Source organism: Actinoallomurus liliacearum (genome assembly GCF_039542035.1).
Taxonomy (GTDB): Bacteria; Actinomycetota; Actinomycetes; order Streptosporangiales; family Streptosporangiaceae; genus Actinoallomurus; species Actinoallomurus liliacearum.
In genome coordinates this window covers 265,960-290,660 of the sequence record NZ_BAABHJ010000020.1, presented here as the reverse complement: position 1 = coordinate 290,660, position 24,701 = coordinate 265,960, and the positions used below count along the sequence as shown (strand labels likewise).

Annotated in this window: 28 protein-coding genes; 14 read left to right on the top strand and 14 right to left on the bottom strand. The window is 72.2% G+C overall.

Features of this window, described 5'->3' with window-relative positions; translation table 11 throughout:
- The 3 genes from ABD978_RS27225 (at position 1) to ABD978_RS27215 (ending at position 3,354) form a co-directional block, all read left to right on the top strand.
- Positions 1-1,158, top strand: a complete 1,158-nt coding sequence (locus ABD978_RS27225; RefSeq protein WP_345360556.1) for a thiolase domain-containing protein — start codon at positions 1-3, stop codon at positions 1,156-1,158.
- A gap of 29 nt (positions 1,159-1,187) precedes the next feature.
- Entirely contained in the window at positions 1,188-2,777 is a 1,590-nt protein-coding gene (locus tag ABD978_RS27220; protein ID WP_345360492.1) for an acyl-CoA synthetase, read from the top strand.
- Positions 2,778-2,877: 100 nt separating this feature from the next.
- A complete protein-coding gene (locus tag ABD978_RS27215; protein WP_345360489.1) occupies positions 2,878-3,354 on the top strand; it encodes a MarR family winged helix-turn-helix transcriptional regulator in 477 nt (158 codons plus the stop codon).
- Here ABD978_RS27215 and ABD978_RS27210 read toward each other — a convergent pair.
- Positions 3,326-4,243, bottom strand: a complete 918-nt coding sequence (locus ABD978_RS27210) for a LysR family transcriptional regulator (RefSeq protein WP_345360486.1) — start codon at positions 4,241-4,243, stop codon at positions 3,326-3,328. The genes ABD978_RS27215 and ABD978_RS27210 overlap by 29 nt on opposite strands.
- 99 nt (positions 4,244-4,342) lie before the next feature.
- Here ABD978_RS27210 and ABD978_RS27205 point away from each other — a divergent pair, with 99 nt between their 5' ends.
- Positions 4,343-4,879, top strand: coding sequence for a cysteine dioxygenase family protein (locus tag ABD978_RS27205; RefSeq protein ID WP_345360482.1), 537 nt, complete (start codon positions 4,343-4,345; stop codon positions 4,877-4,879).
- On the opposite strand, the gene menC is transcribed toward ABD978_RS27205, so the two are convergent.
- The 6 genes from menC to ABD978_RS27175 all read right to left on the bottom strand — a co-directional run bounded on the left by menC (position 4,876) and on the right by ABD978_RS27175 (position 11,166).
- A complete protein-coding gene (gene menC / locus ABD978_RS27200; protein WP_345360479.1) occupies positions 4,876-5,976 on the bottom strand; it encodes an o-succinylbenzoate synthase in 1,101 nt (366 codons plus the stop codon). The genes ABD978_RS27205 and menC overlap by 4 nt on opposite strands.
- Positions 5,973-6,740 carry a GNAT family N-acetyltransferase gene (locus tag ABD978_RS27195; RefSeq protein WP_345360476.1) on the bottom strand — a complete coding sequence of 256 codons (768 nt, stop codon included), beginning with the start codon at positions 6,738-6,740 and terminating at the stop codon, positions 5,973-5,975. The genes menC and ABD978_RS27195 overlap by 4 nt, the downstream gene beginning before the upstream one ends.
- A gap of 44 nt (positions 6,741-6,784) precedes the next feature.
- On the bottom strand, positions 6,785-7,945 hold the full coding sequence (locus ABD978_RS27190; RefSeq protein ID WP_345360472.1) for an MCE family protein: 1,161 nt from the start codon (positions 7,943-7,945) through the stop codon (positions 6,785-6,787).
- Positions 7,946-8,179: 234 nt separating this feature from the next.
- Positions 8,180-9,370, bottom strand: coding sequence for a lipid-transfer protein (locus tag ABD978_RS27185; RefSeq protein ID WP_345360469.1), 1,191 nt, complete (start codon positions 9,368-9,370; stop codon positions 8,180-8,182).
- Positions 9,367-9,825 (bottom strand): Zn-ribbon domain-containing OB-fold protein, encoded by a 459-nt coding sequence (locus ABD978_RS27180; protein WP_345360465.1) that lies wholly within the window; start codon positions 9,823-9,825, stop codon positions 9,367-9,369. The genes ABD978_RS27185 and ABD978_RS27180 overlap by 4 nt, the downstream gene beginning before the upstream one ends.
- 72 nt (positions 9,826-9,897) lie before the next feature.
- A complete protein-coding gene (locus ABD978_RS27175) occupies positions 9,898-11,166 on the bottom strand; it encodes an MFS transporter (RefSeq protein ID WP_425550767.1) in 1,269 nt (422 codons plus the stop codon).
- A gap of 71 nt (positions 11,167-11,237) precedes the next feature.
- On the opposite strand from ABD978_RS27175, the gene ABD978_RS27170 reads away from it, so the two are divergent.
- Positions 11,238-12,098, top strand: a complete 861-nt coding sequence (locus ABD978_RS27170; protein ID WP_345360459.1) for a LysR family transcriptional regulator — start codon at positions 11,238-11,240, stop codon at positions 12,096-12,098.
- Positions 12,099-12,184: 86 nt separating this feature from the next.
- Here ABD978_RS27170 and ABD978_RS27165 read toward each other — a convergent pair whose 3' ends face one another.
- Positions 12,185-12,967, bottom strand: coding sequence for an SDR family oxidoreductase (locus ABD978_RS27165; RefSeq protein WP_345360456.1), 783 nt, complete (start codon positions 12,965-12,967; stop codon positions 12,185-12,187).
- An 82-nt stretch (positions 12,968-13,049) separates the two neighbouring features.
- Here ABD978_RS27165 and ABD978_RS27160 point away from each other — a divergent pair, with 82 nt between their 5' ends.
- The 3 genes from ABD978_RS27160 (at position 13,050) to ABD978_RS27150 (ending at position 15,188) form a co-directional block, all read left to right on the top strand.
- Positions 13,050-13,823 carry an SDR family oxidoreductase gene (locus tag ABD978_RS27160; protein WP_345360453.1) on the top strand — a complete coding sequence of 258 codons (774 nt, stop codon included), beginning with the start codon at positions 13,050-13,052 and terminating at the stop codon, positions 13,821-13,823.
- Positions 13,824-13,834: 11 nt separating this feature from the next.
- Positions 13,835-14,779 (top strand): LLM class F420-dependent oxidoreductase, encoded by a 945-nt coding sequence (locus ABD978_RS27155; protein ID WP_345360450.1) that lies wholly within the window; start codon positions 13,835-13,837, stop codon positions 14,777-14,779.
- Positions 14,780-14,897: 118 nt separating this feature from the next.
- The gene (locus ABD978_RS27150) at positions 14,898-15,188 is read left to right on the top strand and encodes an iron-sulfur cluster biosynthesis family protein (RefSeq protein ID WP_345360447.1); all 291 of its coding nucleotides are present in this window, start codon (positions 14,898-14,900) and stop codon (positions 15,186-15,188) included.
- A gap of 243 nt (positions 15,189-15,431) precedes the next feature.
- On the opposite strand, the gene ABD978_RS27145 is transcribed toward ABD978_RS27150, so the two are convergent.
- The 3 genes from ABD978_RS27145 to ABD978_RS27135 form a co-directional block, all read right to left on the bottom strand.
- A complete protein-coding gene (locus ABD978_RS27145) occupies positions 15,432-16,301 on the bottom strand; it encodes a YwqG family protein (protein WP_345360444.1) in 870 nt (289 codons plus the stop codon).
- 81 nt (positions 16,302-16,382) lie between these two features.
- Complete coding sequence (locus ABD978_RS27140; protein WP_345360441.1) at positions 16,383-17,471, bottom strand: Rv3169 family protein; 1,089 nt, start codon at positions 17,469-17,471, stop codon at positions 16,383-16,385.
- Positions 17,468-18,565: a phosphotransferase family protein gene (locus ABD978_RS27135; RefSeq protein WP_345360438.1), complete on the bottom strand. Its 1,098-nt coding sequence runs from the start codon at positions 18,563-18,565 to the stop codon at positions 17,468-17,470. The genes ABD978_RS27140 and ABD978_RS27135 overlap by 4 nt, the downstream gene beginning before the upstream one ends.
- A 131-nt stretch (positions 18,566-18,696) precedes the next feature.
- Between ABD978_RS27135 and ABD978_RS27130 the strand changes: the two genes are divergently transcribed.
- A complete protein-coding gene (locus ABD978_RS27130; RefSeq protein ID WP_345360435.1) occupies positions 18,697-19,335 on the top strand; it encodes an MBL fold metallo-hydrolase in 639 nt (212 codons plus the stop codon).
- 109 nt (positions 19,336-19,444) lie between these two features.
- Positions 19,445-19,627 carry a PspC domain-containing protein gene (locus ABD978_RS27125; protein WP_345360432.1) on the top strand — a complete coding sequence of 61 codons (183 nt, stop codon included), beginning with the start codon at positions 19,445-19,447 and terminating at the stop codon, positions 19,625-19,627.
- 6 nt (positions 19,628-19,633) lie between these two features.
- On the opposite strand, the gene ABD978_RS27120 is transcribed toward ABD978_RS27125, so the two are convergent.
- Positions 19,634-19,843, bottom strand: coding sequence for a hypothetical protein (locus ABD978_RS27120; RefSeq protein WP_345360429.1), 210 nt, complete (start codon positions 19,841-19,843; stop codon positions 19,634-19,636).
- Between the two features lie 80 nt (positions 19,844-19,923).
- On the opposite strand from ABD978_RS27120, the gene ABD978_RS27115 reads away from it, so the two are divergent.
- Complete coding sequence (locus ABD978_RS27115) at positions 19,924-20,442, top strand: hypothetical protein (protein WP_345360427.1); 519 nt, start codon at positions 19,924-19,926, stop codon at positions 20,440-20,442.
- A 178-nt stretch (positions 20,443-20,620) separates the two neighbouring features.
- Here ABD978_RS27115 and ABD978_RS27110 read toward each other — a convergent pair whose 3' ends face one another.
- Both ABD978_RS27110 and ABD978_RS27105 read right to left on the bottom strand, forming a co-directional pair.
- The gene (locus ABD978_RS27110) at positions 20,621-20,935 is read right to left on the bottom strand and encodes an L-rhamnose mutarotase (protein ID WP_345360553.1); all 315 of its coding nucleotides are present in this window, start codon (positions 20,933-20,935) and stop codon (positions 20,621-20,623) included.
- 2 nt (positions 20,936-20,937) lie between these two features.
- Complete coding sequence (locus tag ABD978_RS27105) at positions 20,938-21,645, bottom strand: FadR/GntR family transcriptional regulator (protein WP_345360424.1); 708 nt, start codon at positions 21,643-21,645, stop codon at positions 20,938-20,940.
- A gap of 189 nt (positions 21,646-21,834) precedes the next feature.
- Here ABD978_RS27105 and ABD978_RS27100 point away from each other — a divergent pair, with 189 nt between their 5' ends.
- The 3 genes from ABD978_RS27100 to ABD978_RS27090 are packed head-to-tail and all read left to right on the top strand — an operon-like array spanning position 21,835 to position 24,699.
- The gene (locus ABD978_RS27100) at positions 21,835-22,674 is read left to right on the top strand and encodes a fumarylacetoacetate hydrolase family protein (RefSeq protein WP_345360550.1); all 840 of its coding nucleotides are present in this window, start codon (positions 21,835-21,837) and stop codon (positions 22,672-22,674) included.
- A complete protein-coding gene (locus tag ABD978_RS27095) occupies positions 22,671-23,954 on the top strand; it encodes an enolase C-terminal domain-like protein (RefSeq protein WP_345360421.1) in 1,284 nt (427 codons plus the stop codon). Before ABD978_RS27100 ends, ABD978_RS27095 begins: the two co-directional genes overlap by 4 nt.
- A gap of 1 nt (position 23,955) precedes the next feature.
- Positions 23,956-24,699: an SDR family NAD(P)-dependent oxidoreductase gene (locus tag ABD978_RS27090; protein ID WP_345360418.1), complete on the top strand. Its 744-nt coding sequence runs from the start codon at positions 23,956-23,958 to the stop codon at positions 24,697-24,699.
- The last annotated feature ends 2 nt before the right edge of the window (positions 24,700-24,701 follow it).

Below are 24,701 nucleotides of genomic sequence, written 5' to 3'. Positions count from 1 at the left end.
ATGGGAAACGCCTGCGCGGTGATCGGGGTCGGCCAGACCAAGTACCGCACCAAGCGCACCGACGTGTCCATCGCCGGGCTCGTACGAGAGGCGGCGCTGCGCGCCCTCGAGGACGCCGGGCTGACGTGGAAGGACATCGACGCGGTCGTCATCGGCAAGGCGCCCGACCTGTTCGAGGGCGTCATGATGCCGGAGGCGTACCTCGCGGACGCGCTCGGCGCGCGCGGCAAGCCGATGATCCGCGTGCACACCGCCGGGTCGGTCGGCGGGTCCACCGCCCTCGTCGCGGCGAGCCTCGTGCAGGCCGGCGTGCACGACCGCGTGCTCGTCGTCGCCTGGGAGAAGCAGTCCGAGTCGAACGCGACCTGGGCGCTGTCCACGCACCCGCCGCTGTCGCCGACGATCGTCGTGGGGGCGGGCGGCTACTTCGCCCCGCACATCCGCGCGTACATGCGGCGGACCGGCGCGCCCGACCACATCGGCACGCTCGTCGCGGTCAAGGACCGGCAGAACGCCCTGAAGAACCCCTACGCCCACCTGCGCATCCCCGGCATCTCCCGCGAGATGGTCGAGTCGACGCCGATGCTGTGGGAGCCGATCCGCTACCTCGAGACCTGCCCGTCCAGCGACGGCGCGGCCGCGATGGTGCTCGCCTCCGAGGACGCCGCCCGGCGGGCCCCGAACCCGCCCGCCTGGGTGCACGGCACCGCCATGCGCTCAGAACCGATCTTCTTCGCGGGCCGGGACACCGTGAGCCCGCAGGCGGGCAAGGACTGCGCCGCCGACGTGTACCGGCAGGCGGGCATCACGGACCCGCGCCGCGAACTGGACTGCGCCGAGGTGTACGTCCCGTTCTCCTGGTACGAGCCGATGTGGCTGGAGAACCTCGGCTTCTGTGGCGACGGCGAGGGCTGGAAGCTCACCGAGAGCGGCGCGACCGCCCTCGACGGCGACATCCCCTGGAACGCCTCGGGCGGCGTGCTGTCGTCCAACCCGATCGGCGCGTCCGGTCTCATCCGCTTCGCCGAGGCGGCCTTGCAGGTACGCGGGCTGGCCGGCGAGCACCAGGTCGAGGGCGCGCGCAAGGCCCTCGGACACGCGTACGGCGGCGGCGCGCAGTTCTACGCGATGTGGGTCGTCGGCTCCGACCGACCCTGACACCCGGACCGGCCCTACGGAGGCCCGCGATGGAGTTCAACCACGCCGACCTGTTCGAAGGACTCGCGGACGCGATCGGCGAGCGCACCGCCGTCGTCGTCTTCGACGCGGCCGGTGGCACGGAGCGCCGGACGTACGCCGAGCTGGACGACGAGGCGGACCGGCTGGCGCGTCACCTGCGCGCGGCGGGCGTCGAGCCCGGCGGGCACGTCGGGATCCAGCTGTACAACGGCGTGGAGTACGTGGCGGCGCTGCTCGCCGCGCTCAAGGTCCGCGCCGTGCCGGTCAACGTCAACTACCGGTACGTCGAGGCGGAGCTGGAGTACCTCTACTCCGACGCCGACCTGGTGGCGCTGGTGTACGACGCGGAGTTCGAGGACCGGGTCGAGGCGGTGGCGTCCCGGGTGCCGTCGCTGCGGCACCGGATCGTCGTCGGCGGGGAGTCCCCGCACGCCGTGTCCTACCGCGACGCCCTGGCGGAGTCGCCGGCCGCGCGGGACCTCCCGGAGCGGTCCGGCCAGGACGTCTACATCATCTACACGGGCGGCACGACCGGCATGCCCAAGGGCGTGATGTGGCGGTGCGAGGACCTGTTCATGGCGTTCGGCGGCGGCAACCCGTACGGCGAGCCGCGGAAGACTCCCGATGAGGTGATCGAGGCCGCCAAGGGCTCCGGGCCGCTCGTGATGATGGCGGCCGCGCCGCTCATGCACGGCGCCGCGCAGATGGCCACGTTCATCGGCTGGTGGATGGGCGCGACGATCGTCTACACGCGCCGCTTCGACGCCGTGGAAGTGCTGCAGGCGATTGAGGCCGAGAAGGTCTTCACGATCAACATCACCGGCGACGCGATGGCCCGGCCGCTCGCCGACGCCATCGCGGCCGGATCGCATGACCTGAGCTCCTTCGGCGTGCTCAGCTCCACCGGGGCGATCCTGTCGGGCGCCGTACGGGACCGGCTGCAGGAGCTCCTGCCGAACGTGATGATCCTCGACAACTTCGGATCCTCGGAGTCGGGCTACACCGCGTCCGGCGTCGAGGGGTCCTCCCCGGAGTCGGGCATGCGCTACCGGCCGAACAACCCGCGGCTGCGGGTGCTGGACGACGCGCTGAAGGAGGTCGAGCCGGGCTCTGGCGTGATCGGGCAGGTCGCCAAGAGCGGCCACATCGCCTTCGGCTACTACAACGACCCCGCGAAGACGGCGAAGACGTTCGTCGAGGTCGACGGGGTGCGCTGGCTGCTCACCGGGGACATCGCGACGGTCGAGGCGGACGGCACGATCGCGATCTTCGGCCGGGGCTCGCAGTGCATCAACACCGGCGGGGAGAAGGTCTACCCCGAGGAGATCGAGGCGGTCCTCAAACGCCACCCCGCGGTCTTCGACGCGCTGGTCACCGGCATCCCCGACGAGCGGTTCGGCAGCCGCGTCGCCGCCGTCGTCCAGCCGTACGGCGAGCCGCCGGCCGTGGCCGACCTCGACGCCCACTGCCGCGGCGTCCTGTCCGGCTACAAGGTCCCCCGGACGTACGCCTTCGTCCCGGAGATGCAGCGCTCCCCGGCCGGCAAGGCCGACTACCGCTGGGCCAAACAGATCGCCGAGCGCGCCGCCAGACCATGAGATCGGTCGCGTCGACACTCGGAACTTCCCTGGCCACGGATAGAATGAGCGAGGAAAGCTCTAAATGAGAGCGTCCTGAGCCGGCCGGAAGTGAGGTTCGATGGCGTCGTCCGAGCGTGCGGAGCTCATAGCGGAGCTGAGCCATCAGGCCCGGGTGAGCACCGTGTGGACGGTGCTGCTGCACAACGCCATCGCCAGCCGGTCGGGCATCAACGTCACCGACATGCAGTGCATCAACCTGCTGCAACTGCGCGGTCCGATGACGCCGGGACAGCTCGCGGACGCCATGTTCCTCACCACCGGCGGGGCCATCACCGCCGTGATCGACCGGCTGGAGCGGGCCGGGATGGTGCGGCGCCGCCGGGACGACCAGGACCGGCGGCGGGTCATCGTCGAGGCGCTGCAGGACGGTCCGATCACCGAGCTCGGCCGGCGGTTCCTGCCCGTGGCCGAGATGTACGAGAAGGCGATGGCCGACTACACCGACGAGGAGCTGCGGGTCCTGATCCGCTACCTCACCCGCAACAACACCGAGATCTCGCCCGGCGTCATCGAGCGGGTGAAGGGGCTGGACTGAGCAGGTCCGCGCCGGCCGTACCGGCGGGCGCGGTGGTCTCGCGGAGTGCGTCGAGGAGGGCGGCGGTGGCCGGGGGCTCGGGTGGCTCGCCGTACGTGGCGGCGAGGACGTACCGGGTCGAGCCGGGCAGCGCGACGGTGCACACGTCCGGGTTGCGGGCCGCCCGCAGCGTCAGCGCCGGCAGCGCCGTCACCCCGAGACCGGCCGCGACGAGCGCCTGGACGGCCACGAAGTCGTCGGTGGTGAACGAGATGCGAGGACTGAACCCCGCCCGTTCGCACATCTCGAGCAGGTGCAGGCGGCAGCGGTCGCAGCCGGCGATCCACTCGGCGTCGGCGTACGCCGCCAGGTCCGGCTCGGCCGCCTCGGCCGTCACCAGGTGGCTCGGCTCGTCCAGCAGCCGCCACGTGCGGACGTCGTCCTCCTCGGCGCCGGGGTCGTACCGGAAGATCACCGCCACGTCGACGTAGCCGGCGCGGAGCATGCGGACGGCCTCGGGCGGCTCGGCCTCGGTGAGGCTCACCCGGAGGCCGGGATGGCGCTCGGCCAGCAGCGACGCGGCCCGGGGGACGAACGTGCCGAGCGCCGAGGGGAACGCGGCCAGGCGTACCCGGCCCTGGTCGAGCCCGACGTGGGCGGACAGTTCGGCCTCGGCCGCGTCGAGCCTGCCGAGGATCTCCGCGCCCCGCTCGGCGAGCGTCCGGCCCGCGTCGGTGAGGCGGATGCCGCGGCCGACGCGCTGCACGAGCTTGGCGCCGGTCTCGGCCTCCAGACGCGCGAGGTGGTGGCTGACCGAGGGTTGGGAGTAGTGCAGCTCCTTCGCGGCGGCCGTGACCGAGCCCGTACGGGCCACCGCGACCAGCACCCGGAGCCGGGAAACGTCCAGCATGCGGCCAATATATCGACCCTGTCTATGGGAGCGGCCGGGCATTGGCATTGGACCGATGAGTGCGTCCTCCGGCAGCCTGGACAGGAGGAGGTGGCCGATATGACCGTCGTTCTGGAGACCGTGCGCCCTGGCCTGGAGGATCTGGTGGCGGGGGTGCGCGCCGCCGTGGGCCGCCACGCCGACTGGCGGGAGACGGCGCGGCTGGTCGCGGACGCGCTGCGGCACCACATGCCCACGCCGGACATGCTGACCGCCGAGGAGCGGCTGGGCGACCCCGACCGGTACGTCAGCCACACGCTGTACGTCGAGCCCGGCGGCACCTTCTCCCTGGTCGGGCTCGTGTGGCGGCCCGGGCAGGTGACGCCGATCCACGACCACGTCACCTGGTGCGTCTTCGGCGTGCTGCAGGGCGTGGAGCACGAGGAGCTCTACGTGCAGCGGGACGACCACCTGGTCCGCGTGGGGGACAACGACAACCACGTCGGCGAGGTCAGCGGCTTCGCGCCGCCCGGCGACATCCACCGCGTGCGGAACTCCGGCGACGGCATCGCGATCTCCCTGCACATCTACGGCACGGACATCTCCCGCGTCGAGTCCAGCGTGCGGCGCTGTTACGACCTGCCCGTACTGGACTAGGGGAGCCGTACGACGTCGGTCCGCTCGGTGAACTCGTGCAGGACGTCCCGCAGAGGGGCCACGCCGAGCCCCGGCCCGGACGGCACGCTCATCAGCCCGTCCGCCAGCCGGAACGGCTCGGTGATGTCGCGCGTGTAGTACCGGTCGGACGCCGAGACGTCACCCGGCAGCGTGCAGCCGGGCAGGGCCGCGAACGCCAGGTTGGCGGCCCGGCCCAGCCCGGTCTCCAGCATCCCGCCGCACCAGACCGGAACGCCGTGGGCCGCGCACAGGTCGTGGATCCGCCGGGCCTCCAGGTAGCCGCCGACGCGGCCCGCCTTCACGTTGACGATCGAACACGCGCCCAGGGTGATGGCGTCGGCGGCGGCCCGCGCCGAGACGATGGACTCGTCGAGGCAGATCGGGGTGGTCAGCGCCCGGGCGAGCCGCGCGTGCCCGAGCAGGTCGTCCTCGGGCAGCGGCTGCTCGATCAGCAGCAGCTCGAAGGGGTCCAGCGCCGCGAGGTGCCGCAGGTCCGCCCGGCGGTACGCGGCGTTGGCGTCCACCTGCAGGAGGATGTCGCCGAACCGCTCGCGCACCGCGCGCACCGGCTCCAGGTCCCACTCCGGCTCGATCTTCAGCTTGATCCGCGCGTATCCCTGTTCGAGGTAGGCGGCCACGGCGTCGAGCAGCTCGGGGATCGAGTCCATGATCCCGACGGAGACCCCGGCCGGCACCCGTGTCCGCGTCGCCCCCAGGTACGCCGCGTACGACATCCCCGACAGGCGCAGCTCGGCGTCCAGCACCGCCATCTCGACGGCGGCCTTCGCCATCGGGTGGCCCCGGACCGGTTCGAACGCCGCGCCGAGGCCGCGGGCGGTGACGTCCGCGGGCAGCCGGGGCAGCAGGAAGTCGCGGATGACCTGCTCGTCGCCGTTCACGTACTCGGCGGAGTACAGCGGGTCCGCGGCGGCGACGCACTCACCCCAGCCCTCGACCTCGTCGCCGAACACCCGGACGAGCAGGACCTCCCGGTCGATGTCCGTTCCGAAGGACGTGCGGAACGGCGTCACGAGGGGCATCCGGATCCGCCGCAGCTCCACTCCGGCGAGCTTCATCTCGGGCGCTCCAGGAGGTAATAACCGGCGCGGGTGAAACCGGTCACACGGTACCCCTCCGCCAGCGCGCCGCCGAGCGCCGCCCGCTGGGCCCGCCGCCACTCCCAGGCCGCGTCCGGATCGCCGGCCCGCAGGGCGGTGACGTCGGCCGGCGTTCCGACCGCGAGGGTCGCGGCGCCCGCCGCGTCGCGTGTCTCGGGACGGTCCGCCGCGTCCGCGCGCAGCACGACCGGCGTGTCCGCCCCGGGCTCCGGCCGCGTCGCCGCCGCGCCCGCGAGGGCCGCGGCCACGTCCGGACTCTCGAGCGGCCAGGTCAGGAGGAGACGGTCGCTGGGGTCGCCCATGTTCAGCTCGTCGGGCATGTCGCCGTAGAAGTCCTCGAGGTACTCGGTCGCGCGCGCCGCCAGCTTGACCAGGTTGAAGTACGCGTTGCGCCGGGTCAGCGGGTCGAAGGTCCAGCCGATCGTCGTGATGCCCCGGGCCAGCGCCCACGCGCGCTGGTGCACCTTGATCGCGTGCCCGACGCCCCGGCCCGGCACGGCGACGCCGGTGATGTGGGAGTGCAGGCCGCCGTCGGCCGTCGGGAAGGCCGCGCACGCCCCGACCATCGTGTTCCCGTCGAACGCCCCGGCGACGTAACCGCCGATGTGACGCGTCACCTGGAGCATCTCGTACGGCATCGGGTCGGTCGGCCGCCAGACCTCGGCGAGCAGCGCGGATGCGGCGAAGAGCTCCTTCGAGGTCGTCAGCTCGCGTACGTCCATACCTCGATCGTGGCCCCGGATCGGCCGCTCGCGCGCACCGGGGTTCACGGAAGGAACGGGAAGGGATTTCCGGTCTTGGACGGGGAGGGGCTGCCGCTGCCCGTGGACGGGGACGGGCTGCCGGTCCTGGTGTTCTTGGACTTGCGGCCGGTCGTGCCGGTGCCGCCGGTGGACTTCTTGCTGGTCCCCGGCGTCGGGGTCGCCGTTCCCTGCGTCGGGGTCTGCTGCGCCGTGGTGTCGTTCTGGGTGCTGGGCGGGGCGATCGAGAGGGGGAGCGGGATGAGGTTCTGGATGTAGACGTCGAACCACCGGCCGCTGCCGGTCACGTCGGACAGCTCGGTCCCGAACGGGCCCATCAGCTCGAAGGACTTCTCCAGGTTGCCCTGGTTGCGCAGCAGGATCTGCGTGACCTTCTGCAGGTTCTGCAGGGCCGGGTTGAGGGTGGCCTGGTTCTCGTTGATCGTCGCGGTGATCTGCTGGGACAGGGAGACGGTGCCGGTCAGCAGCTGGTTGATCACCGTGCGCCGGTCGTTGATCTCCTGGAGCAGCAGGCCGCCGTTCTGGACGAGCACGGCGAGGTCGCCGCTGCGGGCGGCGAGCAGCGACGTGACGTTGCTGGAGTGCTTCAGCAGCTGGTTCAGCTCGTCGTCCCGGGAGGACACCGCGCGGGAGATCTTCTGCAGGCCCGCCAGGGTGCGCCGGACGTTCTCCGGGGACCCCTCCATCGTCTGGCTCAGGGTGTTCATCGCCTTGGCCAGCTGCTTCGTGTCGATCTGACCGAGCTGGGCGCTGGCGTCCTGGAGGGCGGGCACGACCTCGTACGGCGCGGTGGTGCGGGAGATCGGGATCTCCCGGCCCGTGGACTGCCGCCCGGGCCCCTTCGGGTCGAGGGCGAGGAAGTGGGAGCCGAGCAGTGTCTTGATCTTGATCTGGGCGCGGGTCTGCGTTCCGAAGTGCGCGCTGCTGGTGAACTTGACCTTCACGTGGTCGCCGTCGAGGTCGACGCTGTCCACCTTGCCGACCTTCACGCCGGCGATCCGCACCTCTTCGCCGGGCTTCAGGCCGCCCGCCTCGCTGAACGCCGCGGAGTACGTCGTGCCACCGGTGAAGTGCTGCAGATTGAACGCGAGCAGTGTCGCCAGGCCGACGGTCGCCAGGCCGGCGATGCCGATCGGCAGCGGATTGCGCTCCCGGAATGGACGCATCAGCGCGGCACCTCGCGTCGAATCTCGGCGGACTGGGCGCGCGGTCAGGGTGGGCTTCCGGCGTCCACACGGTACGCGTGCGACACGGACGTAACCCTGGCGCGTCAGTGAAAAATACTGACGCGTAGCGTGGTCGACAAGAACCCGCTGTGCTCAAATCCGTCGTCGACCTGCGCACGAAGCGATGTCCACGCAGGTCAGCAATGCCTTACTGGCCACGCCGAGTGACGTAACTCACGTCCGGGCGACGATCGCCGATCCGTGCCCGAACAGCCCCTGGTTCACCGCGATCCCGGCACGCGCCCCCTCCACCTGGCGCGCTCCCGCCTGCCCGCGGAGCTGCCAGGTCAACTCGCACACCTGGGCGATGGCCTGGGCGGGAATCGCCTCACCGAAGCTGGCCAGCCCGCCGCTCGGGTTGACCGGGACGCGGCCGCCGAGCGCGGTCGCCCCGTCGCGCAGCAGGCCCTCCGCCTCGCCCGGCTTGCACAGGCCGATGTCCTCGTACCAGTCCAGCTCCAGCGCCGTGGACAGGTCGTACACCTCGGCCAGCGACAGGTCCTCCGGGCCCAGCCCGGCCTCCTCGTACGCCGCCGCCGCGTTCGCCGACCGGAACGGGCGCTCAGGCGGAGCGACCGCGACGCTCGAGTCGGTCGCGAAGTTCGGCAGTTCGAGGGCGGTGTTCGGGAAGGTCGGGGTGACCGTGGCGATGGCGCCGATGCGCACGGGAGCGCCCCGCCCGTGCCTGCGCGCGTACTCGACGCTGGACAGCACGACGGCCGCGCCGCCGTCACTGGTCGCGCAGATGTCCAGCAGCCGCAGCGGATCGGCGACCACCGGCGACCCGGCCACGTCCGACGCGGTGACCTCCTTGCGGTACCGCGCGTACGGGTTGTGCCGGCCGTGCCGGGCGTTCTTCACCTTCACGGCGGCGAAGTCGTCGCGCGTCGCGCCGTACAGGGCCATGCGGCGCCGCGCGTACAGCGCGAAGTAGACCGGGTTGGTCGCGCCCAGCAGCCGGAACCGCAGCCAGTCCGGGTCGTCGGGCCGGTCCCCGCCGACGGGCGCGAAGAAGCCCTTCGGCGTCGCGTCCGCGCCGACGACGAGGGCGACGTCCACCAGGCCCGCGAGGATCTGCGCCCGGGCCATGCTCATCGCCTGCGCGCCGGACGCGCACGCCGCGTAGCAGCTCGAGACGCGCGCCCCCGACCAGCCCAGCGCCTGGGCGAACGTCGCGCCCGCGACGAACCCCGGGTAGCCGTTCCGGATCGTGTCGGCGCCCGCGACGTACTGGACGTCGGTCCAGGCGAGCCCGGCGTCGTCCAGCGCGTCCCGCGCCGCCGCGAGACCGTACTCGACGAAGTTCCGTCCCCACTTTCCCCACGGGTGCATGCCCACGCCGAGCACCGCCACGTCTTTACTCATGGGCCCTCCTCGAAGAGCGGGCGCCACTTCCAGACGAGGTGGCCGGGGTCGAGCTCCTCGACGACGAGTTCGGCCGCCATCCCGACGGACAGGTCCGCGATGCCGACGCCCCGCACCACCTGACCGAGGACGATGATCCGCTCGGCCGCCAGCTCGACGGCGGCGACCGCGTACGGCTCGAACTCCTCACCCGAGACGTACGGCGGCGGTGGGCGGTAGCGCGCGTCGGCGTAGGACCAGATCCGGCCCCGGCTCGACAGCGGCGTGGCGACGAGGCCGCCGCCGTGGCAGGCGGGGTTGCGGCAGGTCAGCGTCTGGGGCGGGAAGTAGACGGTGCCGCAGGCGGTGCAGCGGGTGCCGGTCAGGCGCGGTGGGTCGCCGGTGAACCAGCCGTCGACCACGCTCACCGGCCCTTCGACGGCCACGGGTTCGTCCCCGGGTGAAGGCTGCGCCACCGGCGACCTCCTTGTTGACCAAGCGACCGCTCAAATCTATAACGTGTTCTATTCGAGCGGAAGGGCCGGGGGTCAGCGCGGGCGGGCTTCCGCGACGGGTTCGGTCCGGCGGCGCGCGGACGGGCCGGAGCGCGGGCCGTCTCTGTGCGCGGCGGGTTCGGTCAGGCGGCGAGCGGCCAGCGCGGCGACCGCGAGGAGGGCCAGGGCGTAGCCGACCGTGGCCGGCCAGCGGCCGTGCTCGTACGCCAGGCCGCCGGCCGACCCGCCGATGCTGCTGCCCGCGTAGTACGCGAAGAGGTAGAGCGCCGAGGCCTGCGCCTTGCCGCCGGCGGCGCGCCGTCCCACCCAGCCGCTGGCGACCGAGTGCGCGGCGAAGAAGCCCGCCGTGAAGACGAACAGCCCCACGCCCATGACGGGCAGCGTGTTCGGCAGCGTCGCCAGCAGCCCGACGGCCGCGAGGGCGAACGCGCCGTACACGACCGGGCGGCGCCCGACCCGGTCGGCCAGCGACCCCGCCGCCGGGGAGCTGAAGGTGCCCGCGAGGTACATCAGGAAGACGAGGCCCGTCAGCCACTCCGGCAGCCCGAACGGCGCGGCCAGGAGGCGGTAGCCCAGGTAGTTGTAGACGGTGACGAACCCGGCCATCAGCACAAACCCGATCAGGAACAGCCGTCGCATGCCGGGATCGCGCAGGTGGCGGAGCACCGCCCCGTGCCCGCTCCGGGACGGCTGGAAGCAGCGGGAGCGGGGGAGCAGCGCCCAGAAGGCGAGGGTGAGGAGCAGCGCGCCGACCGCGGTGACGCCGAGCGCCCACCGCCAGCCCGCCAGGTCGGTGACGAAGCCGGGGATGAGCCGCCCGAGCAGGCCGCCGACCGTGTTTCCGGCGATGTACCGGCCCATCGCCCCGCCCAGCGCCTCGGGATGGACCTCGTCGGCGAGGTAGGCCATCGCGACGGCCGGCACCCCGGCGAGCGCCACCCCCTGCGCGGCGCGGATCACGCCGAGCACGGGGAACGACGGGCTGAGCGGCAGCAGCAGGCCGAGGGCCGCCGCCGCGACGGACGAGATCAGCATGATCCGGGTCCGGCCGAGCCGTTCCGACAGGGAGCTCACCGGGATCACCGCGAGTGCCAGCGCGCCGGTCGACAGCGAGACCAGCAGGCTGGACGCCGTCGGGGAGACGCCGAACACGCGCGAGAGCACCGGCAGCAGCGCCTGGGTCGAGTACAGCGACATGAAGGTGGTCAGGCCCGCCGCGAACAGCGCGAGGTTCACCCGGCGCAGTCCGCGCGAGCCGCGCCGATGACGCAGGTCCAGGTCGGGGGGAGAGGTGAGGAGCACCATTACAGGCTGCGCCGTAGTGGACTGATGCGTCCAATGAAAGATTCGCCGGAAAAGTATGCTGGACAGTCATGGACCTGCAGACGGTGCGCTGGTTCCTGGCACTCGCCGAGGACGGACACGTCACCCAGACCGCGGCGGAGCTGCGGATCTCCCAGCCGGGCCTGTCCCGCGCGATCGCCCGCCTCGAACGCGAGCTCGGCACCCGGCTGTTCGACCGCGAGGGCCGGACGCTCCGGCTGAGCGCGTACGGCGTGATCTTCCGTCGGCACGCGGAACGCCTGATCGCCGAGGAACGGGCGGCCCGCCACGCCCTGGCCCAGGCGGCCGACCCGGACAGCGGCGAGGTCGGCCTGGCGTTCCTGCACACCCAGGGCACCGCGCTGGTCCCCGAACTGCTCCGCGACTACCGGCGAGAGCACCCGCGCGTGACGTTCCGGCTGAGCCAGGGCAGCAGCGAGCACCTCGTGGCGGCCGTCACCGAGGGCCGGGCCGACCTGGCGATCACCAGCCCGCGCCCGGCGGATCTGGCCTGGCACCCGCTCACGACCGAACGCCTGCGCCTCGCCGTCCCGGCCGGGCACCGGCTCGCCGGGCGCAGCCGGGTACGCCCGTCCGACGCCGCCGGTGAGCCGTTCATCCTGATGCGCCTCGGGTACGGGCTGCGCTCCATCACCGACGAGCTGTTCCGGGAGGAGGGCCTCCGGCCCGACATCGCCTTCGAGGGCGAGGAGGCCGCCACGCTCCGCGGCCTGGTCGCCGCCGGGCTCGGCGTCGCCATCGTCCCGCCCGGCGAGCCGGTCTCCGGCGTGGCCGAGGTCGTCCTCACGGGGGCTCGGCGGACGATCGGGCTCGCCTGGGTGGACGGCCGGACGCGCCCACCCGTCGTCGAGGGCTTCCGCCGCTTCGTCATGTCCCGCGCGGCGCCCTGACCGTCCGCACCGGAGCGCGGAACGCCGGATCGCGGAGCGCCGCTTCGCCGGGCACCGGAGCGCGGGGGCACCGAATCGCGGTGCGGTCAGTCCCGGACGGAGGAGACCATCCGGCGCAGCCCGGCGAGCCAGCGGTCGCGGTCGGCCGCCTTGCGGCGCTCGAACTCGGCCACCTCCGGGTGGGGCAGGATCAGGAAGGCCTCGGCCGCGAGACCCGCGACGACGGCCTCGGCGACGTCATCGGGTTCGAGGACGGCGCCCGCCGCGGCCACGACCTGCCCCGCCACGCCTTCCAGGGCCTCGGCCAGCAGCGGCGTGCGCACACCCTGCGGGCAGAGCGCGCTCACCTTGACGCCCTGGTCGCCGTACGTGAGCGCGAGCCACTCGGCGAACGCCACCGCCGCGTGCTTCGTCACCGCGTACGGCGCGTCACCGGGCTGGGTGAGCAGGCCGGCGGCCGAGCAGGTGTTCAGGAAATAGCCCTCGCCGCGCTCGAGCATGCCGGGCAGCGCGGCGCGCGCGGCGTACACGTGGGCCTGGACGTTGACCGCCCACGCGGCCGCCCACTGCTCCGGGGCGGCCTCCAGCCCCGCGCCGGTGCCGATGCCCGCGTTGGAGCACACCAGGTCGATCGGCCCGAACTCACCGGCCCTGCCGATCATCGCCTTGACCTGCTCCTCGTCGCCGACGTCGACGCGGAGCGCGACCGTACGGCACTCCAGCCCGGCGGCGACCCGCTCCACCGCGTCCCCGTCGAGGTCGGCCAGGCAGAGCGCGGCCGCGCCCTCGGCGGCGAACCGGCGGGCCAGCGCGGCCCCGATCCCGCTCCCGGCTCCGGTGATCACGATGTTCTTACCGGTGATCTGCATGGCAGGAACGTAACATCCGAGACTAGGCTGAACCCGATTCGGTTGTCAGAAAGATCCGGGCGTCAGTACGGAAGGCGGCACCATGGGACTCGAGACCGGCCTGGCGGGCAAGACCGCCCTGATCACCGGCGCGTCGCGCGGCATCGGGCGCGCCACGGCGGAGGCGCTGGCCGCGGAGGGCTGCAACGTCGTCCTGTCCTCGCGCAAGCAGGACGCGCTCGAGGAGGTCGCGAAGGACATCCGGGCCGCGCACCCCGGAGTCGGCGTGCTGCCGAAGGCCGCCCACGTCGGCGACGAGGACGCCGCGCGGGCCTGCGTGGAGGCCGCCGTGGCCGAGTTCGGGGGCGTGGACGTCCTCGTGAACAACGCGGGCACCAGCCCGTACTTCGGCCCGATGGTCGACATCGACGCCGCGCGGGCCGACAAGACCGTGCAGGTCAACCAGTTCGCCGTCGTGCTGTGGACGCAGCTCGCCTGGAAGCTGTCCATGCGGGCGCGCGGCGGGGCGATCGTCAACATCTCCTCCGTCGGCGGCATGGTGACCGAGCACGGCATCGGCTACTACAACGCCACGAAGGCCGCCGTCATCCACCTCACCAAGCAGTTCGCGGTCGAGCTCGCCCCCTCGGTGCGCGTCAACGCCGTCGCCCCCGGACTCGTCAAGACACAGCTCGCCCGGGCGCTGTGGGAGAACAACGAGGAGCAGATCGCCAAGTACATGCCGCTCGGCCGCCTCGGCGAGCCCGAGGACATCGCCAAGGCGGTGGTCTTCCTGGCCGGGGACACGGCGAGCTGGCTGACCGGGCAGACCCTCGTCGTCGACGGCGGCTCGACCGTCCGTCCGTCCATCGCCTGAGGAGGCGCCGTATGTCTCGATGGGGAATGACGATCCCGCTCATGGGCGTGCCCCTGGCCGAGCACCGCAAGACCGTCGAGAGCCTGGCCGGCCTCGGCTACACCGACGCGTGGTCGGCGGAGACCAACGGGGTCGACGCGTTCACGCCGCTGGCGCTCGCCTCGCAGTGGGCCCCCGACCTGCGGCTCGGACCGGCGATCGTGCCGGTCTACACGCGCGGTCCCGGCCTGCTCGCCCAGCAGGCCGCCACACTCGCCGACCTGGCCCCCGGCCGGTTCGTGCTCGGCCTCGGCACCTCCTCGCCCGTCATCGTCGAGCGGTGGAACGGCATCCCCTTCACCGAGCCGTACCAGCGCGTCCGGGACACGCTGCGGTTCCTGCGCCGGGCACTCGTGGGCGAGAAGGTGACGGACGAGGCGCTCGGCGTGTCCGGCTTCCGGCTGGACAACCCCCCGAAGACACCGCCGCCCATCGTCCTGGCCGCCCTGCGACCCGGCATGCTCCGTCTCGCCGCGCGCGAGGCCGACGGCGCGATCACCAACTGGCTGGCGCCGCAGGACGTCCGGACGGTGCGGAGCGCGTTCGGCACGGAGAAGGAGCTGATCGCGCGGATCTTCGTCTGCCCGACGTCGAACGCGGAGGAGGCACGGACGCTCGGCCGCCGGCTGATCGCGGCGTATCTGACCGTGCCCGCCTACGCGGCCTTCCACCAGTGGCTGGGCCGCGGCGAGCAGCTCGCCGCGATGAACGAGGCGTGGGCCGCCGGCGACCGCCGGGCCGCCCTGGACGCGATCCCGGACGACGTGGTCGACGACCTCATCGTGCACGGCTCGCCGGACGCGTGCCGCGAGCGGATCCGCGAGTACGTCGAGGCGGGCCTGGACACTCCGGTCCTCGCCGTCCTGCCGAACGGCGAGCTCTCGATCCCGGACGCCGTGCCCGCTCTCGCCCCCTGATTTCCGTCAAGTCGCTAGATCCCGGATGTTTGCCGACAGGAGGCGTCGGGCATGGCTGGGCGCATGCACGGGGCCGTGCGCCGTGTGACCTGCAATCGAACCGAAGGAGCTGTCGACAGTGCTGACGCTGACCGATTCGGCGGTCCAGGTGATCCGTACCGTCACCAGCCAGCCCGAGCTTTCGCCACAGACCGGCCTGCGGATCGCTACTCAGGGCCAGACCGAAGAGACGGGCACGCTTTCCCTCGCGGTGGCCGAAGGGCCGCAGGCCGGCGATGAGATCGTCGAGGAGCAGGGCGCGCGTGTCTACCTGGAACCGGACGCGGCGACGATCCTGGACGAGATGACGCTGGACGCGAGTGTCGACGAGAACGGCGACGTCACCTTCCGTCTAGCGGAACAGACCTGACCACCTGAACGAACCGGCCCCGGGCGAGCATCCGCGAGCCCGGGGCTTTTTCGTTCCCAACCACCTCGGCGCCCGCTGACGCCGTGACGGCATCCCGCGCTCGCCGTCGGGTCGCTGCCGGGATGTCATGATCCCTGGCATGTGCTGCCTCCTAGCGGCAGCACATGCCAGGGATCATGGTCAGAGTGATCACCGCCAGTGCGCTCCTTGGCGTGGGTGCGGCCGTGCCCCTCTCGGTGACGGTCATTGGCTGTGGAACGTCGCCGGATGTCGGTGATCGGCGGTGCAGACGAAGAAGCCGCCGTGGCTGTAGCGGCCGATCTGCAGCCCGGTCGGCTGTATCGCGGCCAAACGGGCGTCGTCGTGGAGGTCGGTGTCCTCGATCGGCCGCCAGCGGGGCGGCCCGCCGTCACGGTCGGATTCACCGCCCCATTCGGAGCTGTCCAGTTGGAGGATCAGGTGGGAGGGAGCGCCGCACTGCGCACATTCCGGCGATTCCCCCATGTCGGTGACGTTCCAGGCCATGCCGCCGCCCAGCTTGCAACCGGACGCGATCGACAGGCCGTACTGGTACGCGGGGTAACCGGTCTCCCACTCCTTGATCGCATCCTGGATCTGCCGGGGAAGCTCCTCCGCGTACGGGTACTCGGTGATCGGTTCGGGGTCGAGCACGCACGGAGCCGCCACGAGCCACTCCGCCTCGACCATGTGCGGCGCCGGCGGGTCGGCGAGGACGGCGGTCACGTCGGCCGCGCGGCGCCACCGCACCCTGATCGTCTCGTCCGGCCAGTCCCCGTCGTGGTCGGGGCACCAGAGGATCTGCAGCAGGTCGCTCCCCTGCGGGAACGGGTACGCGGGGACGTCGGCCGCGTAGATCTGTGCGATCGGCACCATCGCGACCGGCGCGTCGGCGGACGGCTCCGGTCCGTGCGGATCGTCGCAGAACGGCCAGGGCTCGTCGGCGGGCCACCGCAGCGGCCCGCCGATGCTGCTGTCGTCCGGTCCCGGGTCGCCTTGCCGAGGGTGCAGCCGGATGGCGGTGCGAGCATGAGCGGCCAGCTCGGGAATGGCTTCGGCGATGTCCACGATCGGTGGGCGGGTCGTGTGCGGCATGCGGATCATCTTCCTCCAACGCGCCATCACGCCGGGCCGGCCCGCGAAGCGGTCTGTCGCACCATCTCGCCGAAGAGCCGGTCAGACGTCGTCGGGGAAGGTGGGGTGGGGGCCGAGGGCCCAGTATTCGAAGAGGCCGTGGCCGACTCCGCCGTCGTAGTCGAAGCGGGCTACGGCGTCGACCATGCCCCACATCCTTGCCGCGTCCTCCGTACGCCGCAGGTCGTACGTGACGCCCTGGACCTTCGGCTCCGGGCCCTGGTACATCCCGTGTCGCCAGTCGGGTTCGAGGCCGTAGCCGCTGCCGACCATCATGTGGACGGGCAGGAGCGGGGTGACGCGCACGTCGAACGGCTTACCCGCCGGCGGCGAGAAGGAGATCACCGCCTCGGTGACGTCGCGGGTCCCCGGGGCGTACGCCGGCCGGTAGTCGGGGCGGCCGAGGTACTCCGGCGCGCGGTCGTCCGGCCACACGCGTACGGCCTCCTCCAGGATCCGCCGGCCCTGGGCGTCCTCCTGGAGGATGCACAGGATCGCGTGGTCCTCGAACTGCATCGGCGCGTACAGCCAGTAGAAGCTCGCCGGGTTCTTCGCCTGGATGCCCGGCGGCTCCGCCTCGCCGACCGGGCGGATGCCCCAGGACCGGTCGCGGCTGCCCCACCAGCGGTCCGGGGTCACCGGCAGCGTCGTGTCGTCCACGGTGATCGAGCCGGTCCACCGGCCGGTCTGCGCGAGCCGCCGGGAGTCGAAGACGACCCGTTCCTGGGCGCGGACGAAGTGCGGGGGCTCCAGTTGCGCCGGGATCGCGCCCTCCCAGGTCAGGTCGAACGCCAGCCCGTGGTCGTTCGGGTCGAGGACGACGCGCAGGCGCCTCAGGCCCTCCAGAACCTCGACGCGGAACGGGCCGACCGTCGTGTCCATCCGGTCGGCGCCCAGTTCGCGGGAGGCGCGGACGACGCGGTGCAGCGGGCCGTACCGGACCAGGGCGAACGCGTCGGTGACACCCAGGTTCGGGTACTGGCCGAGCCCGACGATCAGCATCAGCTCGTCCGAGCGGGAGTGGCAGTTGAAGTAGTACCGGTCGTAGAAGTTCCGGTCGGAGGTGCCGACGTGCCGCATGACGTCGGGGACCTGGTGGACCGGGTAGTCGTCGAGCGGGGAGAGCGTCATCGCGGGCCTCCGGGCGGCGGGCCGGTCACGGGACCGGGCGCGGGCAGGTCGAGCAGCGCGGCCAGGAGCCGCGAGGCGGTGTTGTCCACGGGGAAGTCGCTGTCGGGCGGCACCAGGTCGAAGTCGATGAAGGCCTGCCCGATCCGCGCCATGATCACCGCGAACTTGAAGGCGGACAGGACCTCGTAGTACGCCAGGTGCCGCGTCGGCCGGCCGGTCAGTTCCTCGTAGTACGCGACGGTGTCGGCGTAGGACGGGAAGCCGGGCAGGCGGGGCACGCCGATGCCCTCCGAGTGGTGGCGGTCCAGGTACATGTACCAGGCGAGGTCCTCCTCGGGCGCGCCGAGCGTGGCGATCTCCCAGTCCAGCGCGGCGCGCGGCTCGCCGTCGTCGCCGTAGAGGATGTTCCCGACGCGCGAGTCGCCCCACAGCAGCACCGGCGGGTCTGGCTCGGGCGGCCGGTGCTCGCGTAGCCATCGCAGCGCCGCCGCGCAGGTCGGCTGCGGGCGGTGGTAGGCCCAGCTCATGTAGTGGGTGTAGTAGCCGAGACGCTGGTCCAGTCCCACCCGCCCGTACCTGGGCCGGTCGAGGAAGGCGAAGGGCGCCGGGTCCAGCCGGTGAACCTCGGCGAGGATCTCCAGGCCCGCCGTCCACATCCGGTGTCGGCGCTCGGGCGCGGTCTCGGCGACCCAACCCGCCGGGTGGTACGGCGGATTGTCGTCGGGGGCCCGGCCGTCCACTCGGTCGATGACGTAGAACGGCGCGCCCAGCAGCGCCGGGTCCGGCTCGAACCAGCGGACCGGCGGGACCGGGATCGTGGTCCGTTCGTCGAGGAGGCGGAGCAGCCGGTACTGGTCGGCGTACGGCAGCGGGTCCGGGAACACCTGGTAGTGGACCGGCGCCACCTTGGCGACTAACCGTTCGGTACGGCCGCCGTGCTCGGCGTCGAACAGGAGCGTCTCGGCGGAGAACCCGGTGGTCCCGGGGATCTCCAGTTCGGACAGCGTGACGTCGCCGTCGGCGAGCCGCCCGGCCAGCCAGCGGGTCAGCACCGCACGGGTCACCTCGGGATTCCGCTGGTCGGGAACGGGCATGGTCCGGCCTCCTTCTGCACCCCCGCCGATGGTGTCCCCGACCTTGATCAGTACTTACCAAGCTGTCGCTTGGTCCGTCAACGGTGCACGGCTCGCGGAGGCGGCCGGCGGGCGCGTGGCACGATCGGAGGATGAGGTTGACGAAGCTCGGGCACTCCTGTGTCCGCCTCCAGAAGGACGACCGGACCATCGTCATCGACCCGGGCGGCCTGACACCGCAGGGCGACGCGATCGCGGGCGCGGAGGCCGTCCTCATCACCCACGAGCACTTCGACCACTACGCGGCCGACCGGCTGCGCCAGGCCGTCGCGGACGACCCGCGGCTCACCGTCTACACCTGCCGGGCCGTCGCCGACGACCTGAGCGACCTGGGGGACCGGGTCCGTACGGTCGGCGAGGGCGACGCGCTGACGATCGCGGGCTTCGAGGTCGCCGTGGCCGGGCAGCGGCACGAGGTGGTGCATCCCGACGTCCCGCCCGTGGAGAACATCGGATTCCTCATCGACGGGGAGGTCTTCCACCCGGGTGACGCGTTCACCGTCCTCGACGTGCCGACGCTCCTCGTGCCGGGCCAGGCGCCGTGGATGAAGGCCCCGGAGATGATCGAGTATCTGCGGGCTGTGTCGCCCCGCCGTGCGTTCGCGGTCCACGACGGCCTGCTCAACGACGCCGGACTGGGTCTACTGGACGGCCAGCTCGCCGGGGAGGGCGAGCGGCAGAAGCGGGAGTTCCGCCGCCTCCGGCCGGGCGAGTCGGTCGACGTCCCCTAAGGGGTCACCCGTAGGTCTACGGGACGAGCCCGGATCGGCCCCGGGAGCGATGTGAGGGCGGGGCGGGCGGCCTAGCGTCGTTGGTAGACGAACGCGAAGGAGTGCCGAAATGAACGGTCTGTCCCGTCCACGCAAGGGGCGTGTCATCGCCGGCGTCTGCGCCGGGCTCGGCCGCCGGTACGGCATGTCGGCCTGGACGGTCCGGCTGCTGGCTATCCTGTCCTGCCTGCTGCCCGGACCGCAGTTCGTGATCTACCTGATCCTCTGGGTGATGATGCCCAGCGAGTCGTAGCCCGCCTCAGGCGGCGAGGGGCCGCTCGTCCTCAGGGGCGGGGGCCAGCGCGCCGGCGCAGGCGACCTGGTCGGGGACGGTGAGCCGGGCCGCCGCGCCGCGACGGCGGGTCGCTGGGGCCCCACGGGTCGGCGCGCAGGACGCGGCGCAGCAGGTCCGCGAGCGGGCGAAGCGGCCACCCCCACCCGAGAGCCTCGGGTTCGCCCGCGTTGCCATACCACCCTGCTGATGGACCGTCTTCTGTGTCCGGCGGCCAACAGGCGCCGACGCTCGACCGACAGAGAAGAGGGAATGAAATGGCCATCACGTCGCATGGGCCGGTCATCATCGTGTTCGCGGCGAACGGGAGTGACCCGGGCGCGAGGTGGGAGCTGAAGAAGCTGATCGACGAGCTGACCCACCCGGAGTCGGAGTCCTACAACCAGGTGACCTGCTCCCCGTCCATGAAGGTGTTCGCCGGCAGGTACACCCTGCCGGACGTCGGCTACGCCGTTGGCGCGTTCGCGATCGGGCTGCGGAACTTGTCGGAGCACCCCGTGGACAGGGCCGTCGTGGGTGCCTTCGTGCTGCCAGGCTGGAAAGACGAGGCCATCTCCAGCATCGACTCGGCGCCCGAGGAGCACCTGGACTGGTGCGACCTGTCGACCGAGCGCTATAGGAAGTCCTACCGGTCGACGTCGGTGAGCCAGGCCGCGGTCGACTTCGCCAAAGAGGTTCGGGCCCTCGTGCGGGCCCGAACCGAGGACGCGGACCGGCCGGCCGGGGGGGTCCGGAACCTCCTGCGCCGGCTTCGGAAGCTCGTCACACGCAAGTGACTGTCGGCCGGCCAGCCGACAGAACCTGTCCCGGCCGGACGCGGCCGGGATCACGAATCGAGCGCGGATGGGCCCTTGGTGGCCCGCCCGCGCTCTTTCGCTGTCCCGCCGGCGCTCACGTAGGGCCGGCCGGCGACGAGGGCCGAGGCGGCGGCGTCCAGGCGACCCCGCCGGTCCTTCACTCCAGGTGCCAGACGACGGGGAGGCCCTTGGCGGCGCCCTCGCCGGAGTAGTCGTGCACTACGTCGAGGTAGCCGGCCATGCGCGCCTGCCAGGCGACGTTGACCGGCAGGTCCTCCAGCGCGGCCAGCAGGGCGGCGTAGTCGTCGCAGTCGATGACGTGGAACAGGTCGAGGCCGCTGCGCCAGATCGTCCATTCGTGCGCGCCGGCGTCCTTGATCGCCTGGACGAGGTCCGGCGGGACCTCCCGGTGTGCCCGCTCGTACTCCTCCTCACGGCCGGGCTTGAGCCGGGTGTGCAGCGCGACGCGCATCGTCACCCCTCATCGCCTCTCTGCCGGCGGGCCCATTCCTCGACGGCGCCGATGTGCACGGCCGCGGCGACGCGGGCGCCGTCGGGGTCGCGCTCGACCAGCGCCCGGTAGATCGCGTCGTGCTCGTGGTAGGTGCGCGGGAAGACGCCCTCCTCGCGGTAGCCGCGCCAGACGCGGGCGCGGAAGGTGCGGCTGTTGAGCCCGTCCAGGATCGCGCCGAGCACCGGATTCCCCGCCGCCTCGGTGATGACGCGGTGGAACTCCAGGTCGTGCCCGACGATCTCCTCGGCGGTCGTGCCGCGCTCCATCGCGGTCATCTCGGCGCGCAGGCGGGCGAGACCCGCCTCGTCGATGCGGGCCGCCGCGGCCGCCGCGGCCGCGGGCTCGAGGATCTTGCGCACCTGGACGAGGTGCAGCAGCGTGTCGCCGCGGGAGATCTCCGCGACCACGCCGAACGTCTCCAGCAGGTCGCCCGGTTCGAGCCGGGTCACGTAGATGCCGGCCCCGTGGCGCGCCTCCAGGACGCCCATGACGGTCAGGGCGCGGATGGCCTCGCGCATCGAGCTGCGGGACAGACCCAGGTCGGCGGCGAGGTCGCGTTCGGTCGGCAGGCGCTGGCCGGGCGCGAACTCACCCATGGCGATGCGGGTCTTGATCTCATCGATCGCCCGCTGGGTGACGGTGGTCCTGGCACCGGCGTCGTCCGTCACGCGCGCTCCCTCCTCAGCCTGCGGGTCACATCCTGCCGGACGGTAGAGGTCGTACCAATTCGTCGAAAGTAACAACTATGTAGCGGGGTATTGCCAGGACAGTGCCCTCTAGTGATCTCATGTCCGGGTAAGAGGTCCGATGAATGGGTGAGAGGTCGGACCACCCGAACGAGCAGGGGGTACGACTACGTGAAGCTGCTGCGTGTCGGTCCGGAAGGCGCCGAACGCCCCGCGGTCCTGGCCGAGGACGGCTCGCTCCTCGATCTGTCCGGCCTGACCCGCGAGATCGACGGCGACTTCCTCGCCACGGATCTGGAGCGGGCCAAGGCGGCGTACGCGGCGGGCGAGCTGCCGCCCATCCAGAACACCAAGCGGATCGGCGCGCCGGTGGCCCGGCCCGGCAAGGTCGTGTGCGTCGGCCTGAACTACCGCGACCACGCGGAGGAGACGGGCGCGGACGTCCCGGCCGAGCCGATCATCTTCATGAAGGCGTCGAACACGGTCGTCGGCCCGGACGACGACGTGCTCATCCCACGGGGCAGCGAGAAGACCGACTACGAGGTGGAACTGGCCGTCGTGCTGGGCGGCCGTGCCCGCTACCTGGACTCGCCGGCGGACGCGCGCCCGCTCGTCGCCGGGTACGCGATCAGCAACGACGTCTCGGAGCGGGAGTTCCAGCTCGAGCGTGGCGGGCAGTGGGACAAGGGCAAGTCCTGCGAGACGTTCAACCCGCTGGGGCCGCACCTGGTGACCGCCGACGAGATCGACGACCCGCAGAACCTCGGGCTGCGGCTCTGGGTCAACGGCGAGCTCCGGCAGGACGGCGACACCAAGAACATGATCTTCCCGGTGGACCACCTGATCTGGTACCTCAGCCAGTTCATGGTCCTGGACCCCGGCGACGTCATCAACACCGGGACTCCGGCCGGCGTCGCGCTGGGCAGCCCGGGTATCTCCTTCCTGCGCCAGGGGGACATCGTGGAGCTCGAGATCGACGGCCTCGGGCGGCAACGGCAGAGGCTCACATGAAGGTCATCGCACTCGAAGCCCACGACATCCGGTTCCCGACCTCGCGGCACCTCGACGGTTCGGACGCGATGAACCCGGATCCGGACTACTCCGCGGCGTACGTCGTGCTGCGCACGGACGAGGGCGCCGAGGGCCACGGGTTCACCTTCACGATCGGCCGCGGTACGGAGGTCTGCGTCGCCGCCGTCCAGGCGTACGCGCCGCTGGTCGTCGGCCTCGACATCGACCTGTCCGACCTGGGCGGCTTCTCGCGGCGGCTGATCCACGACTCGCAGCTGCGCTGGCTCGGCCCGGAGAAGGGCGCGGTCCACATGGCCGCCGCCGCGATCATCAACGCCGCGTTCGACCTGGCCGGCCGCGTCGCCGGCAAGCCGGTCTGGCGGCTGCTGGCGGACCTGCCGCCCGAGCAGGTCGTCGACCTGGCCGACTGGAGGTACCTCACCGACGCCCTCCGCCCGGAGGAGGCCGTCGGCCTGCTGACGGCGGCCCGGGCGGGACGCGAGGAGCGGGAGGCCGCCCTGCTGGCCACCGGCTACCCCGCGTACACGACCACGCCCGGCTGGCTCGGGTACACCGACGACAGGCTCGCCGCCCTCGCCCGGGAGGCCGTCGCGGAGGGCTTCACCCAGATCAAGCTGAAGGTCGGCGGCGACCTGGCCGACGACGTACGGCGGATGGAGCTGGCCCGCCAGACGGTCGGGCCCGACATCCGCATCGCGATCGACGCCAACCAGCGGTGGGACGTCGACCAGGCGATCGAGTGGGTCCACGCCCTCGAACCGTACGACCCGTGGTGGATCGAGGAGCCGACCAGCCCCGACGACATCCTGGGCCACGCGGCCGTGCGCCGGGCGGTCCGGCCCGTGCGGGTGGCGACCGGCGAGCACGTGGCGAACCGCGTCATCTTCAAGCAGCTGCTGCAGGCCGACGCGATCGACGTGCTGCAGATCGACGCCTGCCGCGTCGCGGGGGTTCCGGAGAACGTCGCGATCCTCCTGCTCGCGGCGAAGTACGGCGTCCCGGTGTGCCCGCACGCCGGCGGCGTCGGGCTGTGCGAGGTCGTGCAGCACCTGTCGATGTTCGACTACCTCGCCGTCAGCGGCAGCACGGAGAACCGCGTCATCGAGTACGTCGACCACCTGCACGAGCACTTCACCGACCCGGTGCGCATCCGCGACGGCCACTACCTCGCGCCGACGGCTCCGGGCATGTCGGCGCGGATCAGACCCGAGAGCCTGCGCGAATACGCCTACCCCGACGGCGCCGCCTGGAGGTTTTGACGTGGAGTTCGACGGCATCAGGGCGATCGTGACCGGAGGGGCCTCCGGCATCGGGCTGGCCGCCGCCCGCCTGCTCACCGAGCGCGGCGCGACCGTGAGCTGCCTCGACCTGACCGACCCGCCCGCCCCGCTGCACGGGGTACGGGCCGACGTACGGGACGACGCGTCGGTCCGCGCGGCGGTCGCGGCCGCGGTCGACCACCTCGGCGGCCTGGACGTGCTGGTCAACAACGCCGGGGTCGGCGCGCAGGGCACGGTCGAGGACAACGGCGACGACGAGTGGCGCGACGTCTTCGACGTCAACGTGTTCGGCATGGTGCGGGTGACCCGCGCCGCCCTGCCGCACCTGCGCCGATCCGAGCACGCGGCGATCGTCAACACCTGCTCGATCGCGGCCACCGCCGGGCTGCCGCGGCGCGCGCTGTACTCGGCGACCAAAGGCGCCGTTCAGTCGCTCACCCTGGCGATGGCGGCGGATCACCTGCGCGACGGTATCCGGGTGACCTGCGTCAACCCGGGCACCGCCGACACCCCCTGGGTCGGCCGGCTGCTCGCCGCGACCGACGATCCGGAGGCGGAGCGGGTCGCCCTGGTGGCCCGCCAGCCGAACGGCCGGCTGGTCAGCCCGGAGGAGGTCGCCGCGGCGATCGCCTACCTGGCGAGCCCGCTGGCGTCGGCGACGACAGGAACGGCGCTGGCGGTCGACGGGGGCATGGCCGGCCTGCGACTTCGCCCAGAGAAATGAGG

What these genes read in the sequence shown, in the direction of transcription:
- ABD978_RS27210 (WP_345360486.1), bottom strand. Translation starts at nt 4,243, where the DNA reads ATGCTGGACGTTTCCCGGCTCCGGGTGCTGGTCGCGGTGGCCCGTACG.
- ABD978_RS27120 (WP_345360429.1), bottom strand. Translation starts at nt 19,843, where the DNA reads ATGGCAACGCGGGCGAACCCGAGGCTCTCGGGTGGGGGTGGCCGCTTC.
- ABD978_RS27165 (WP_345360456.1), bottom strand. Translation starts at nt 12,967, where the DNA reads ATGCAGATCACCGGTAAGAACATCGTGATCACCGGAGCCGGGAGCGGG.
- ABD978_RS27115 (WP_345360427.1), top strand. Translation starts at nt 19,924, where the DNA reads ATGGCCATCACGTCGCATGGGCCGGTCATCATCGTGTTCGCGGCGAAC.
- ABD978_RS27095 (WP_345360421.1), top strand. Translation starts at nt 22,671, where the DNA reads ATGAAGGTCATCGCACTCGAAGCCCACGACATCCGGTTCCCGACCTCG.
- ABD978_RS27145 (WP_345360444.1), bottom strand. Translation starts at nt 16,301, where the DNA reads ATGCCGCACACGACCCGCCCACCGATCGTGGACATCGCCGAAGCCATT.
- ABD978_RS27205 (WP_345360482.1), top strand. Translation starts at nt 4,343, where the DNA reads ATGACCGTCGTTCTGGAGACCGTGCGCCCTGGCCTGGAGGATCTGGTG.
- ABD978_RS27185 (WP_345360469.1), bottom strand. Translation starts at nt 9,370, where the DNA reads ATGAGTAAAGACGTGGCGGTGCTCGGCGTGGGCATGCACCCGTGGGGA.
- ABD978_RS27220 (WP_345360492.1), top strand. Translation starts at nt 1,188, where the DNA reads ATGGAGTTCAACCACGCCGACCTGTTCGAAGGACTCGCGGACGCGATC.
- ABD978_RS27170 (WP_345360459.1), top strand. Translation starts at nt 11,238, where the DNA reads ATGGACCTGCAGACGGTGCGCTGGTTCCTGGCACTCGCCGAGGACGGA.
- ABD978_RS27215 (WP_345360489.1), top strand. Translation starts at nt 2,878, where the DNA reads ATGGCGTCGTCCGAGCGTGCGGAGCTCATAGCGGAGCTGAGCCATCAG.
- ABD978_RS27140 (WP_345360441.1), bottom strand. Translation starts at nt 17,471, where the DNA reads ATGACGCTCTCCCCGCTCGACGACTACCCGGTCCACCAGGTCCCCGAC.
- ABD978_RS27125 (WP_345360432.1), top strand. Translation starts at nt 19,445, where the DNA reads ATGAACGGTCTGTCCCGTCCACGCAAGGGGCGTGTCATCGCCGGCGTC.
- ABD978_RS27160 (WP_345360453.1), top strand. Translation starts at nt 13,050, where the DNA reads ATGGGACTCGAGACCGGCCTGGCGGGCAAGACCGCCCTGATCACCGGC.
- ABD978_RS27155 (WP_345360450.1), top strand. Translation starts at nt 13,835, where the DNA reads ATGTCTCGATGGGGAATGACGATCCCGCTCATGGGCGTGCCCCTGGCC.
- ABD978_RS27130 (WP_345360435.1), top strand. Translation starts at nt 18,697, where the DNA reads ATGAGGTTGACGAAGCTCGGGCACTCCTGTGTCCGCCTCCAGAAGGAC.
- ABD978_RS27190 (WP_345360472.1), bottom strand. Translation starts at nt 7,945, where the DNA reads ATGCGTCCATTCCGGGAGCGCAATCCGCTGCCGATCGGCATCGCCGGC.
- ABD978_RS27135 (WP_345360438.1), bottom strand. Translation starts at nt 18,565, where the DNA reads ATGCCCGTTCCCGACCAGCGGAATCCCGAGGTGACCCGTGCGGTGCTG.
- menC (WP_345360479.1), bottom strand. Translation starts at nt 5,976, where the DNA reads ATGAAGCTCGCCGGAGTGGAGCTGCGGCGGATCCGGATGCCCCTCGTG.
- ABD978_RS27110 (WP_345360553.1), bottom strand. Translation starts at nt 20,935, where the DNA reads ATGCGCGTCGCGCTGCACACCCGGCTCAAGCCCGGCCGTGAGGAGGAG.
- ABD978_RS27195 (WP_345360476.1), bottom strand. Translation starts at nt 6,740, where the DNA reads ATGGACGTACGCGAGCTGACGACCTCGAAGGAGCTCTTCGCCGCATCC.
- ABD978_RS27225 (WP_345360556.1), top strand. Translation starts at nt 1, where the DNA reads ATGGGAAACGCCTGCGCGGTGATCGGGGTCGGCCAGACCAAGTACCGC.